At 42.2% G+C, this 12,800-nt stretch carries 11 protein-coding genes; 7 read left to right on the forward strand and 4 right to left on the reverse strand.

The genetic code is table 11. From position 1 onward, the window contains the following. Window positions 1-280: 280 nt before the first annotated feature. The 3 genes from PN499_RS08845 to PN499_RS08855 all read right to left on the reverse strand — a co-directional run bounded on the left by PN499_RS08845 (window position 281) and on the right by PN499_RS08855 (window position 3,252). Window positions 281-1,453, reverse strand: coding sequence for a TRC40/GET3/ArsA family transport-energizing ATPase (locus tag PN499_RS08845; RefSeq protein WP_272031427.1), 1,173 nt, complete (start codon window positions 1,451-1,453; stop codon window positions 281-283). 42 nt (window positions 1,454-1,495) lie between these two features. Beyond that, window positions 1,496-1,885, reverse strand: coding sequence for a DUF2358 domain-containing protein (locus PN499_RS08850; RefSeq protein WP_272031428.1), 390 nt, complete (start codon window positions 1,883-1,885; stop codon window positions 1,496-1,498). 314 nt (window positions 1,886-2,199) lie between these two features. Further along, on the reverse strand, window positions 2,200-3,252 hold the full coding sequence (locus PN499_RS08855; protein ID WP_272031429.1) for a hypothetical protein: 1,053 nt from the start codon (window positions 3,250-3,252) through the stop codon (window positions 2,200-2,202). Window positions 3,253-3,644: 392 nt separating this feature from the next. Here PN499_RS08855 and PN499_RS08860 point away from each other — a divergent pair, with 392 nt between their 5' ends. From PN499_RS08860 to PN499_RS08885, 6 genes are all read left to right on the forward strand, one after another. Next, a complete protein-coding gene (locus PN499_RS08860) occupies window positions 3,645-4,277 on the forward strand; it encodes a VWA domain-containing protein (RefSeq protein WP_272031430.1) in 633 nt (210 codons plus the stop codon). 509 nt (window positions 4,278-4,786) lie between these two features. Next, window positions 4,787-5,365 carry a slr1658 family protein gene (locus PN499_RS08865; protein WP_272031437.1) on the forward strand — a complete coding sequence of 193 codons (579 nt, stop codon included), beginning with the start codon at window positions 4,787-4,789 and terminating at the stop codon, window positions 5,363-5,365. Between the two features lie 42 nt (window positions 5,366-5,407). Beyond that, entirely contained in the window at window positions 5,408-5,752 is a 345-nt protein-coding gene (locus tag PN499_RS08870; RefSeq protein ID WP_272031431.1) for a slr1659 superfamily regulator, read from the forward strand. A gap of 17 nt (window positions 5,753-5,769) precedes the next feature. Then, the gene (locus tag PN499_RS08875; protein WP_272031432.1) at window positions 5,770-6,672 is read left to right on the forward strand and encodes a GGDEF domain-containing protein; all 903 of its coding nucleotides are present in this window, start codon (window positions 5,770-5,772) and stop codon (window positions 6,670-6,672) included. Between the two features lie 320 nt (window positions 6,673-6,992). Next, entirely contained in the window at window positions 6,993-8,468 is a 1,476-nt protein-coding gene (locus PN499_RS08880) for an adenylate/guanylate cyclase domain-containing protein (RefSeq protein WP_272031433.1), read from the forward strand. A gap of 218 nt (window positions 8,469-8,686) precedes the next feature. Next, window positions 8,687-10,339 carry an ABC transporter substrate-binding protein gene (locus PN499_RS08885; RefSeq protein ID WP_272031434.1) on the forward strand — a complete coding sequence of 551 codons (1,653 nt, stop codon included), beginning with the start codon at window positions 8,687-8,689 and terminating at the stop codon, window positions 10,337-10,339. A 145-nt stretch (window positions 10,340-10,484) separates the two neighbouring features. Here PN499_RS08885 and PN499_RS08890 read toward each other — a convergent pair whose 3' ends face one another. Continuing rightward, a complete protein-coding gene (locus PN499_RS08890) occupies window positions 10,485-11,780 on the reverse strand; it encodes a bifunctional folylpolyglutamate synthase/dihydrofolate synthase (protein WP_272031435.1) in 1,296 nt (431 codons plus the stop codon). A gap of 306 nt (window positions 11,781-12,086) precedes the next feature. On the opposite strand from PN499_RS08890, the gene PN499_RS08895 reads away from it, so the two are divergent. Then, the coding region (locus PN499_RS08895; protein WP_272031436.1) for a DUF6745 domain-containing protein at window positions 12,087-12,800 on the forward strand (714 nt) is incomplete at its 3' end.

The following is a 12,800-nucleotide window of genomic DNA, read 5'->3' on the forward strand; positions in this document are numbered from 1 at the left end:
CATAAGGCAGTCTGTTAAGCTCAGTTTTTTTAAGCTTAACCTAAAGAGTGTCTTTTTTTCTGCCTTTGAGATTCAAATTTTACTTACTTTTTTGTGGACGGGCGATCGCGTCTCTACTCCAAAACTGTCCGGAGTATTGATCTATAGCTGGACAAAAATAAAGAATGTCATTGCGAGTTGCGAGGAACGAAGCAATTACATGGCTACGTTTATTTATATCCGACTACTTACGCATGAGGAGATCGCACCTATCAGAGCATATCTCCTCAACCCAAAACCTCTAAGCAAACCGAATCTTCAAATAATCATCCTCCATCTTAGCACCAGCAGGCTGTAACGCTGCTAAGGCTTGCGGCAATACCAAATTCCGCCGATGATTGCCAATCGTAATATTCAACTCATCCGCTGACTTACTCAACTTAATTTGATCCTTGGCAATCCCCGGTAAATACAATTCCAAACTATATTGATTCTGATCCTGAACAATTCTTACCGTATTTTCCTTGTAATAAACTTGGCTCGGATCTTCATCGCCATAAAGCGTTTCCTTCAACCGATGCAAAGCCGCCAAACCGCACATTTCCTCAGAATAAAGCGGTACTTCCTTCACAGGTAACGGCATAAAATTATCGTGAATCTCCTGCCGATATTGTTGCTGATTCTCCTTCCACCGCTTAAAAAATGGGTCTGTCACTTCATCGGGAATAATCCGATTTGCTACTACCATGTCTGTTGCCACATTGTACAGACTCAAATAAGCGTGAGCTCGCAATGATTCTTTAATTACCATCTTTTCGGGGTTAGTAACTAACCTCACCGAAGTTTGAGTATTATCAGTTAAAACCTTTTCCAAAGCTTCAATCTGTTCGTAAAACTCATAAGGTGCATCCATTACCTCTTTATTCGGCAAAGAAAAACCCGCAATTGGTCTAAAAATTGGTTCAACTAAAGGCCTGAGTGCAACAGAAAGACCTTGCAACGGTTTGTAAAATTTTCTCATGTACCAGCCGCCAACCTCTGGCAAACTTAATAGTCGCAAAGCCGTACCAGTAGGAGCCGAATCGATAATTAAAACATCAAATTCGCCTTCATCGTAATGCCTTTTCATGCGGACTAAGCCAAAAATCTCATCCATTCCTGGCAAAATCGCTAATTCTTCAGCCTGGATGCCATCAAGACCCCGCGCTTGCAAAACTTGCGTAATGTAGCGCTTGACTGCTCCCCAATTTCCCTCTAATTCCATCAAAGCATCGAGTTCAGCTCCCCACAAGTTCGGCTGTACCAGTCGTGCTTCGTGGCCGAGCTCCATATCAAAGCTATCTGCTAAAGAGTGAGCCGGGTCAGTGCTCAACACTAAGGTTTTGTATCCCAATTCGGCGCAGCGGAGGCCAGTAGCAGCCGCCACTGAGGTTTTGCCGACTCCGCCTTTCCCCGTCATCAAAATTAAGCGCATGAATTGTTAACCCCGTCTGAGAATTCTTTACATAATTTTACTTTAGCGGGTTTTTACGGGAAACAGGAGTTGTTTGAGTACGTCGAGGCGGGAACAGTTCCAGTAGTCGATGTGGGAGCTAATCAGGCCGTCGGTGTTAAGTTTGAGTTCGCTCCAACCTGGAACTGCAATTCTTGGCTGCCAAGGTACGGGAACAGTCCAGCTTAATGTCCAGCGTGTTTCTATGCGATCTCCTACCTGCGAAATGTTGTGTAAATCTAGTTTTATGTCCTTAAAAAACGTACTCATAAACCCGATCATTTGTTGGTAGCGATCGATGCCTTTAAATCGATTCATCGGGTCTTGAAAGTAAACGTCTTCTGCATAAATGCTATAGGTTTGAGCGGCGGGAAATTTCTTATAATCTTCTTTTAGTATTTCAATTATATCCATTTTGTTAATAATTAGTTGTTAATTGTTAGTTGTTAGTTGCTAGTTCAGAACTTACGCACGATCGCAGGATGGCAGGGCGTTACAGATAGTTTTGCATAAGTCCTATAGTTGTTGATTTTTAGCACAATCTTGCTGGTAAGTGAAGTACAGAGAAACCGGGTTTCTTGTGTAAAAACCGATTTGTAGGGGCGAACTATAAAGAAACCCGGTTTCTGGGGCGTACTTGATCAACCTGCAATTTGCTCTATCTTTAACTATTAAAAATGTTCAACAACCATTATACCAATTACCAATTACCAATTACCAATTACCAATTAAACTTGAGTAACACGAGTAATTTGATTCCAAGCTTCAATCGTATCCTGCAAAGGTTTCGGTAAGCGATCGCGAACAATATCCGCGTATTGAGTTGTACCCGCCGTACTCGTAAAAGTGACGGTAATAAAATCAGCCGCCCCCGTCGGCGCTGGATAACTCAACTGATTAAAACGAGCTAATTGCTGCCGTTTGAGCAACTCCTGAAACTGTTTCACCTGCTGCATGGAAACCCTGAAAACCTGACGGCCAGAATCATTGGCATTTTCCGGGCCCGCCAGCACTCGCATCAAGGTACCATCCTCCATCAGCACTGTTTCATAAGTCCGCCCCGTAAAACCACCACTGGCGATCGCCCGAAACACCATACCTTTTGTCAAAGGCGGCGGTAATTGTGCAGTCGGAATCTTCACAGGTTGAAGCGAACTAGCTTGATTTTCTCTACGCAAAACTTTTCCTGTGCGATCGCTACGATAAACCCAAGTTTGGCGGCCGTCAGACAGCACAACTCGCCAACCTTCCACCATCATTTGACCGCACAATTCATCATTTTTAGGCAGTCCCAAACAAGTATTGGGCCAAGTTTGGCGGCTGAATTCCGTAATTTTCAGTCGTCCCGCAGCAATCCCAGTTTCCTTGGACAAATTTTGACGAACAGCACTCGCAACTTGCGCCGGCAACTGATTAGCACCATTTTGCCCAGCTTGCGCCAAATCAGGGTCTACAGACATTAATTTTAATTTATTGACTTCGGGATTTTCCGGCGATCGCTTAGCACTTACTAAAATTACACGCGGTAAAAGTCCGCGATCGCTTGCTTTTGGAATCACCAGCGGAGCCTGAAATTTATTTTCCCTTAACTCATTTTTCTCTTCCGACTGTGGATATGAGGACGGTAAATTGCCAGCATCAGCATTTGCTGTCTGTATAAACACTGGATACATTTCTAAAGCTAGAATTCCCGTCAATAGCAAAGCCAAGAAAAATGGACTAGGCTGCTTTTCAGGCTGTTTTTCAGCATTTTTCCAGGAATGTTGGGGATTTTTTTTCATAGCCAGCCTCCGCATTACGCCGCACTCAGAAAGCACACAACTCACACAATCTACACAGCTTTAGACTTCACTACCTTACTATTTGGTTCCGGAATTGTAGATAAAGATCGGTAAATTCTTCTAATTTAGAGTAAAATACCGATAGCTAAAAAGCTTCCTGTATCAGCATTATTCCTGCTCTCCTAGATAACTAAAACCCCTCTACCTTTTAGCTTCTACTTAACTGAGACCATCATTTTCAACAAAGGGGGTTACGCCAGAGCGGGGTATAACTGTAACCACCTCTACCCCCCTCGTTGCCACAAATCAAATTTTCATCACAAATTTTATCCTCCGAACTACTCCAATAACTGATAGCTTAAATATCAAACATCATTATTGGAGAGTAACAAATGGACGCTCTACTCGAAGGCGGCGCAGCTTTGCGCGATCGCGACTATACCCTGATCGTAGACAAAAGCCAAAGTATGTCCATCTCAGACCAAGCAGACGGTAAAAGTCGCTGGGATGTCATGCAGGAGTCCGCCTTAGCACTAGCAGCTCAATGCGAACAATTCGATCCTGATGGCATCACCCTTTACCTATTCGCAGATGATTTTAAACGTTACGACAGCACCACTGCTAGTAAAGTTGCCCAGATATTTCAAGAAAATCAGCCATCGGGCAAAACCAAGCTAGCCCCAGCTCTAAAAGATGCTACAGATAGCTACTTTGAGCGTCGGGCTACAGAACGCGCCAAAGCTAACGGAGAAACCATTATAGTAGTCACATCCGGTGAAGTCAACAATCCTCAATCAGTAAAGCAGATAATTATTGATGCCTCAAATCAGTTAGAGCGAGATGAAGAACTTGCAATTTCACTCATTCAAGTAGGCTCCAATCAAACAGCAACAGAATTTTTCAAAATCTTGGATCATCAATTGCAGAGTGCGGGCGCTAAATTTGACATCTGCAACACCGTGACCTTGGAACACATGGGAGATATGTCCTTGACTGACGTGCTGCTCAATGCCATTGTTGATTAGTATTTCATTTTCAACCGCGATCGAGTTTAGAAGGGTACTAAGGTAAAATATATTCTGCACGACCCGAATATCCTCTATATTCAGGGGAGGGATCGCATCAACCTTTGGTGGTGTTAAGGGGTGTACGTATTGCTAGCTAAGGCTTTCTGAGAGCGTCAACCGACGTTCAATTTAAGATTTTAAATATTGATACCATAGACTTAGGCTTTCCCATGGAGCTGGAAGCATTGCCTATTTCGGGGGAAAAGTTAAAGTGTTCTTAAAAGCAGGGGATGTGGGAATAATCTTCACTGATGGCATTATCGAAGCTGAAAATCTTAATGGGGCCCCGTACAACGTCGAGTAGCTAATTGAGGCAATCAAACCCAACTCGCCGCCAGTGGCTATTGAAATCAGATCTGTTGTAATTGATGACCTGCGACAACATATCGGGCAATATAAGGTCTATGATGACATCACTTTGGTGGTACTTAAGCAAAAATAAGCAGCACAATTCGGATTTAGCAACTATGATTCAGATATTTGGCGACTTCGAGGAGCCGCCTTTCACACAAGAATACTTGATCATTGGATTTTCTCCTAGTTCTTTTCCCCTAAAACAGCGGTGGCGAAATAATGGTTTATCGGCTGATTTTCTTGCCGATTATTTGGCAACTTTCTTTCCAGGAAACGAACAGGAACCTGCTAGTATCGAGAAGCAAGCGCAGGTCAAAAGTGCTATTAGTTACGTTGCCAATGAATTGCTAGAAAATGCCATGAAATTTAACGACGAAACCTGCCAGTACCCGATCAGCATTCGTCTCCACCTGGAAAGCGGTAGAGTAGCATTTCTAATGACTAATAGCATCCCTCCTCAAGCAGTTGATAAATTTCAGGCTTACATTCAGGAGTTAACTACATCAGATCCAAATGAGCTATACATTTACCAGTTAGAAAAAAATGCCGCTGACGAAAACTGTACCGCTTCTGGTTTAGGCTTACTGACTATGATCAACGACTATGAAGCTAAGCTAGGTTGGAAATTCGAGACTGTCCAAAAAGACCCAGAAGTTATCGCCGTAACTACAATGGTGCAGCTAACAGTATAGGCTACTTAAACTACCTCTAAATCTACAAGGAATTTTAAACGGATGGAGATCAAGACCGAAGATTACCGTATCTGTTACGATGAAGCGACTACAACGATTATTTTACAAGGCGCTCTTCGGCTCAGCGGCATGGAAGAGTATGCTCCTGTAGTACAGTTGCTCAACGATGTTGCTGACTCAGAACCACCCAAAATTGTGCTGAACTTGCAGGAGCTAGAATTTCTCAACAGTTCTGGGATCAGTATGTTGTCGAAGTTTGCGATCAAGGTGCGCCAGAAAGGAAATGTTCAGATGCAGATCAAAGGTTCTCAGTCAATCCCCTGGCAAGGAAAGTCTTTGCGGAATCTATTACGTCTGATGCCTACCTTGGAGCTGGAATTAAAATAGAAAGTTTGAGAGGGCGTATGGCTAGTACAGGCTTTCAACATCAGAGTATTTTTGTCAATGCACAAAGACTGGAAAACAGGTCAAAAGAACCACCATCCAAAGAAGAGATCCTTCTGGAAATAGAACAACTGCGCCAGGAACTCCAAGAGATCAAAGCCGAAAAGATGCAGTTGGATATTTTGCTGGAGGCAGCCTGTGCCCGCGCTGATGCTGTAGAAGTTTTACTGCATGAATCCCATCAACAACTGCAAGCCGAAATTGCAGAACGCGAACGCGCACAAGCCGCAATGAAGGCAGCTCAAGCAGAACTTCAGTCTGTTCAGGCAAATGTCAGCAGAGATAAAGCTGACATGGAACTGATTTTAGAAACAATGAGGGAACACGGCGACTTGGTGGAAAATTTCCTGCACGATCAGTGCATTCGCGACCCAGTGACGGGTCTTTTCAACCGCCGTTACTTGACGGAGTTCCTGATGAGGGAGATCGAGTACTCGACGCAAGTGCAGCAACCCCTGAGCTGTATTATGCTTGACATTGACTACTTTAAACGTTTTAACGACACTTTTGGTCACGATGCGGGCGATCTTGTCCTGCAAGAATTGAGCCTATTTTTGCAAAGGTACGTCTACAATTCAGAAATTGTTTGCCGTTACGGAGGTGAGGAATTTATCCTGGTTTTGCCAGAGAGTAGCTTGGAAGAGGCTTGCCAGCGTGCTGAGCAACTGCGCCAAGGCGTGAAGCAGTTAAATGTAAAATATAACGGTCAGTCTCTGGACATTATTACTGTTTCTTTGGGGGTAGCTTGTTTTCCAGAACATGGTAAAACTGGTGCTGAGGTGATCCAAGCAGCGGACGTGGCTCTCTACCGTGCCAAGGCTAAAGGGCGCGATCGCGTTGCCTCGGCTAGATCTAGGTTTTAAAGCAACCGTCAAGGTAATGAAGATATTCTTAATTGCTCAAACCATTGCTTTTATTGCATTTTCCTTCTGGCTCTATAGATAATTAAAGCCTTCTATCCTTATAAATAGTTAAATGTTGCTTGCCGCTTTCCGCCTTAGTCTGTGCTTGTGCCTTCCACCTTAGCCTGTGCCTTCTGCCTTCGGCTCTAGCCTGTGCTTGTGCCTTCTGCCTTTTCCTTTTTGCCTTCTGCTATAACTTCATGCCCAGAGAAACTATGGTAGGGTGTATCACCAACTACAGTGACATATATAATCTTTGTCAAGGCGCAAATTCCAAGACAATGCAGGAAGAACAACTGTCTAAAGAAGAGCTACTTTTGGAGATAGAAAAACTGCGCCAAGAAGTAGAAAACCTGAAAAGGGAAAAAACTGACTTGGAAATATTGCTGGAAACTACCTCCCTACACTCCGATAGTGTTGAAGCCGAGTTACACGATAAAGCATTAGAGGCGGTACGTGAAGGCGAGGCAAAGTTAGCTCAGTTTCTAGAAGCAATACCCGTAGGAGTAGCTGTGTTGGATGCTACTGGTAAACCCTACTATGCTAATCGCGCCGCAGTACAGTTACTTGGCAAAGGAGTTGTGCCATCAATTGCAGTTTATAAAATACCAGACATTTATCAACTTTATGTTGCCAATACCCCTCACCTTTACCCCGTTGAAGAATTGCCGATATCGCGGGCTTTGAATGGCGAAACCTCAATGGCTGATGATATAGAAGTCCACCAAGGCGATCTAATTATACCTCTAGAAAGTAGAGGAACGCCAATATTTGATAACAATGGTAACGTAATCTATGCGATTTCGGTTTTTCAAGATATTAGCGATCGCAAAAAAGCAGAAGCTGAGCGCCAAAGGTTCACTAACGAGCTCTTTGAGCTAAATTTGAATTTGGAAAAAGCTCTAGATGCAGAATTAGAACTAACCGATGCTTACGGGCGGTTTGTACCTCACCAATTTCTCTACTTTTTAGGATATGAAAGTATTGTTGATGTCAAATTAGGGGATCAAGTACAGCAGGAAATGTCGGTGCTGTTTGCCGATATTCGTGATTTCACTTCGCTTTCGGAAACTTTAACTCCTGAAGAAAATTTTAAATTTATTAATGCTTATCTCAGTCGAATGGAACCTGCAATTACTGAGAATAATGGCTTTATTGATAAATATATTGGCGATGCAATTATGGCTTTATTTAATGGCGAGGCAGATGATGCCGTTCAATCGGGAATTTCGATGCTGGAAACTCTAGCAGATTACAATCAACAGCGCCAAAATTCAGGTTATGTGCCGATTAAAATTGGCGTGGGTATCAATACAGGTACTTTGATGCTAGGTACTGTGGGTGGACAAAACCGAATGGACAGTACAGTTATTAGTGATGCTGTTAATTTAGCATCTCGGATTGAAGGGTTAACGAAAGAGTACGGGGTACAAATGTTAATTTCTAACCAAACATTTTCGCGCTTACATAATCCTGCGGATTATTCTATCCGGATCGTTGACCAAGTAAAGGTTAAGGGGAAGTCAGAGTTTGTGACAGTGTACGAAGTATTTGATTCTGACCCCCCAGAAGTTCGAGAAGGTAAGTTAGGAACTTTGAAAAGATATGAGGAAGCTATGTTGCTTTACCATCAGAAGAGCGTGAGAGAGGCGGGCAAACTGTTTGAAGAATGTTTGCAAAAAAACCCTGAAGATAGGGTGTCTCAAATTTATCTAAAACGGTGTCGAGATTGGCGCTCCCTACTCAAAGATTTTTAGGCAAGGTAAAGGGTGAAAAAGTTTTCCTTTCTGAATTGTTAAAAAATAAAAAATAAAGGGTTGTGCAAAGCGCCATAATCATCGTAATATTTAAAGTCAAGACTTACACAGTTCTGATGTAACGCCGCCCTCTAGGTGGTCAAAGATACTGCTCAGAGGGCGGCGTTACGGATATTAGTCCTCATAAAGTTAAAAACGATCTAATGGGTATAAAAGAAATGTTAGAGAATTACACCGCTAAGCTTAAAATTCAGCGGATTGGTATATTAGAATTTATTGGTATATTTTGCCTTTGCTGCTTCCTAGTTGTGAGTTGCGGAAAGTCAGCAAATCAATCAGTTAATTCTACAAATACAGAGGCGGGAACGGGAAGAATTACAATTGGCACAACGCTGAAACTGCGGACGATCGATCCTGCTGATGCTTATGAACAAATATCTGGTGGATTGCTTTACAATTTGGGAGATCGCCTCTACACCTATGAGTCTGGAACTACTAAGTTAATCCCGCAATTGGCAACAGCAATGCCTAAAATTAGTCCAGATGCTTTAACTTATACTATACCACTACGTCAAGGCGTTACTTTCCATGATGGTACGGCATTCAATGCTGAGGCAATGGTATTTTCTCTAGAACGATTTATTAAAAATGGAGGTCGTCCAGCATCTTTATTAGCTGATGCTATAGAATCTGTCAAGGCGAGTGGTGAGTTTGAGTTAACAATTAAGCTGAAAAAACCTTTTGCTGCTTTTCCTTCCCTACTAGGATTTGCTGGTGCTTGTGCAATTTCTCCTAAAGCTTACGAAATTGGCCCAGGTAAATTTAAACCGGATACTTTTGTGGGAACCGGTCGTTATCAGCTAGCAAAATATGGTAGTGATTCTTTAAAATTGGATGTTTTTGATAAGTATTGGGGGAATAAACCCGCTAATAAAGGAATCGACGTTCAGTTCCTTTCTACGCCTGCAAATTTGTTTAATGCTTTTCGTACAGGTGCAGTAGATGTGGCTTATTTGTCTCTAGATGCCGATCAAATTCGTAACTTGGAAGAGAGAGGTAAAAAAGGCGATTGGCAGGCGATCGCAGCTAAAAGTAATACGGTGAGTTATATGGTACTCAACCTCAAGTCTAAACCTTTGGATAATTTAGCAGTAAGGCAGGCAATCGCCACAATTATTGACCGTCCCTTGCTTAACGAACGGGTATTGCGAGGACAAGCGGAACCTCTTTATAGCCTAATTCCTACCACATTTGATGTACAAAAGCCAGTTTTTAAAGAACAGTATCAAGAGGCTAACGCAGCTAAGGCAAAGGAACTTTTGAGCAAGGCTGGATTCTCGGCTGCTAATCCTGCAAAACTACAAATTTGGTATCCTTCGGCTTCTTCCAAAAGGGCAATGGTTGCAAATACTTTGAAGGCAATTGCTCAACAAAAATTAGATGGGGCGTTGCAAATAGAAGTTAATGGTGTAGAAGCTCCCACTTTGTTTCAAAATCTGGATAAAGGGATTTATCCTTCTGCTTTAGTGGATTGGGTTGCTGACTACTTTGATGCTGACAATTACATTCAGCCATTTCTGAGTTGTAGTAAAGGCTCAGCGGCGGGGGGATGTCAAGAGGGAGCGAGTCAGGGTCAGGGTTCATTTTACTATAGCGATCGCGTGAATCAACTGATTTCTAAGCAGCGACAAGAGCAGAATCCCGCCACCCGCAAAGCTATTTTTGGCGAAATTCAAGATTTATTAGCTAAAGATGTTCCGTTCATTCCTTTATGGCAAGATAAGGATTATGTTTTTGCTCAAAAAGGTGTGACTGGTGTTGTTCTAGAACCAACACAATCTTTTCCCTTTTGGCTGCTTGGTAAGCAGTAAGTTAAACGTAGTAAGTTAAACGTAGGGTGGGCGCTCGCCGCAAATGATATATGGGTAAAGTATAAGCTTTTTTGCGGCGAGCGCCCACCTTACAAGCTATTTGCGGCGAGCGCCCACCTTACAAGCTATAGTTAACATTTAACAGTCAATCTTGCTCCTGCTGCTGAAAGAAATAGCCAATAAGATAAAGAGAACCACAAAGGATAGTTAAATCCTCGCCAATCGCAGTATCTAAAGCTGTGAGTAAATCTGGATAAGTTTGACAATGAGATAATGTTGGGCAGATACTTAAAGCTAACTTGGCTAACTCTTCTGGTTCAGCAGAACTATGGTCAGGTACGGGTACTAAATAAAGACGATCGCCTGTTGCCAACACAGCCTTAAAAATATCAGCATGGTCTTTAGTAGAAAGCATACCCATTACCCAAGATTTCCCCTTTTTTTGCGGGTATAAATGAGCTAGAGTATCGACATATTGACGTAAGGCGATAGCAGCGGCGGTATTATGAGCACCGTCAACTAATAGTTTATGATTTCCCCAAGTTGTCCATTGCAGACGACCAAGCCATTTAGTATTTTCCATCCCGTTTTGGATAGCAGTTTCCGAAATTTTCCACCCTTGTTGCTGGAGAATTTGGCAAGTTGCGATCGCGAGGGCTGAGTTCATTAATTGAATTTTCCCTAATAGTGGTAAAGGGTATTTAATTGCGATCGCAGGTGTTGGTAAATTAATGTTAGTATCTAGTTCTGGCTGATATTCTACCCAATTTTCGCCTAAATCTAATGCAGGTTTTGGCCAGATAGCAGGACAGTTTAATTGTTCAAGGCGTTTTTCGATAACTGCTTTAGCTTCTAGAGGTAATTGTCCGATGACAGCAGGGCAATTTTGTTTGAGAATACCTGCTTTTTCACCTGCAATATCTGCTAAAGTTGGGCCGAGAACTTGCCAGTGTTCGCGACTAATGGAAGTGATGATGGAAACGAGAGGAGTTTCGCAGACATTAGTTGCATCTAATCTTCCGCCTAAGCCAACTTCTATGACGGCAATATCTACTTTTTTTTCGGCAAAATATAGCCAAGCGGCGGCGGTAAATACTTCAAATTGGGTAGGAGATTCGCTATCTTTATTATTAATAACGTTTACTACTTGTAAAAGATAATGTTCTAATTGTTCTGATGAAATGGGTTTTTGATTGATACAGATGCGTTCATTCCAGTCAATTAAATGGGGAGAAGTGTAGCGACCAACTTGATAGCCTGCGGCGGTTAATATGGAAGAAAGATAGGCACAAACAGAACCTTTGCCATTTGTGCCTGCGACATGAATAATAGGGATTTTTTGGTGAGGGTTGCCTAATTTATCTAAGAGTTGTTGAATTCTGTCTAGACCAAGATTTACACCGAAGCGTTGATAGGGTTTGAGGATAGAATCTACTTTCATTCGAGATGTCTGATATAATTGATGGGAGTTAAAGAGATAAATACCAATATTATTTCTCTTTGTCCCGGTTGTGGTAGCTTAGAGTTACGATTTCGCCAAGCTGGGTTTAATGTACTCTAGGCTAACGAGTATGATAAATCAACTTGGGACATTTTAACGCGATCGCACTTCTTTACTAAACTGGGGGTGGCTCAGTTGTAACTCTGGAAGGGCGAATTTTTGAAATTAGAGATTACAGCGACAATTAAAGGGGTATATTTAGGGTAAACTTCTATCAATGATATCTTCAGACTAGGGTATCTCTCCATGTCAGAAACTAAAATTGACAAATTGACTCCTGAACAAGAGGCATTAATTCCAGTATATCAGGAAAAGTGGCGGCAATTCTCGCGTTCCACCGAGCCAATAAACTACAATCAAGCCGCTGAAGTGATAAAATCTGTTTATGAGCTAATGGGTAAACAAGAACCAGAGATTATTTTTTGTAGTAATCCATATCAAGGCTTGGAATTGGGTACTACACAGCCATCAGAGCAGCGAATTATTGAGCATATATGGCGGCATTTATGGGAGAAACTGTATAGACAATTGAAAGTTAGCGTAGTAGAACCGCCTTGGAAAGAAGTGAGAAAAATTTTAGGGGATGCTAGTTTATGGATGCACCAAGAACTGAGGAATAGAGTCAATAATTCACTTAAATTAGAATTACAATTAGCTAATTACATTGAGACTCAACATTGGGCTTACTCTTGTATTTTATTTGAGATAAGTATTTTTTTATTTAATTATCTTCACGATCAAAAACATTGGGAGGTATTTCAATTGCTAGTCAAGCACTGTGGTTGCGTTATTCTACCTTATGAAAAAACTTGCATTATCTGCGATCGCCCTCGCATCCTCTCCTTCGACAACCAACACCGCCTCCACGCCGAAGGTACACCCGCCATCCAATTTGCAGACGGATACAGCCTCTACTCTTATCACGGAGTCACCTTACCTGAGAAATACGGAAAACTGCAC

It is taken from the genome of Kamptonema animale CS-326, from assembly GCF_028330895.1.
Classification (GTDB): domain Bacteria; phylum Cyanobacteriota; class Cyanobacteriia; order Cyanobacteriales; family Microcoleaceae; genus Kamptonema; species Kamptonema formosum.

Coding starts and splice junctions, on each gene's coding strand:
- PN499_RS08850 (WP_272031428.1), bottom strand. CDS start 1,885: ATGGATATAATTGAAATACTAAAAGAAGATTATAAGAAATTTCCCGCC.
- PN499_RS08855 (WP_272031429.1), bottom strand. CDS start 3,252: ATGAAAAAAAATCCCCAACATTCCTGGAAAAATGCTGAAAAACAGCCT.
- PN499_RS08870 (WP_272031431.1), top strand. CDS start 5,408: ATGGAGATCAAGACCGAAGATTACCGTATCTGTTACGATGAAGCGACT.
- PN499_RS08885 (WP_272031434.1), top strand. CDS start 8,687: ATGTTAGAGAATTACACCGCTAAGCTTAAAATTCAGCGGATTGGTATA.
- PN499_RS08865 (WP_272031437.1), top strand. CDS start 4,787: ATGATTCAGATATTTGGCGACTTCGAGGAGCCGCCTTTCACACAAGAA.
- PN499_RS08880 (WP_272031433.1), top strand. CDS start 6,993: ATGCAGGAAGAACAACTGTCTAAAGAAGAGCTACTTTTGGAGATAGAA.
- PN499_RS08890 (WP_272031435.1), bottom strand. CDS start 11,780: ATGAAAGTAGATTCTATCCTCAAACCCTATCAACGCTTCGGTGTAAAT.
- PN499_RS08845 (WP_272031427.1), bottom strand. CDS start 1,453: ATGCGCTTAATTTTGATGACGGGGAAAGGCGGAGTCGGCAAAACCTCA.
- PN499_RS08860 (WP_272031430.1), top strand. CDS start 3,645: ATGGACGCTCTACTCGAAGGCGGCGCAGCTTTGCGCGATCGCGACTAT.
- PN499_RS08875 (WP_272031432.1), top strand. CDS start 5,770: ATGGCTAGTACAGGCTTTCAACATCAGAGTATTTTTGTCAATGCACAA.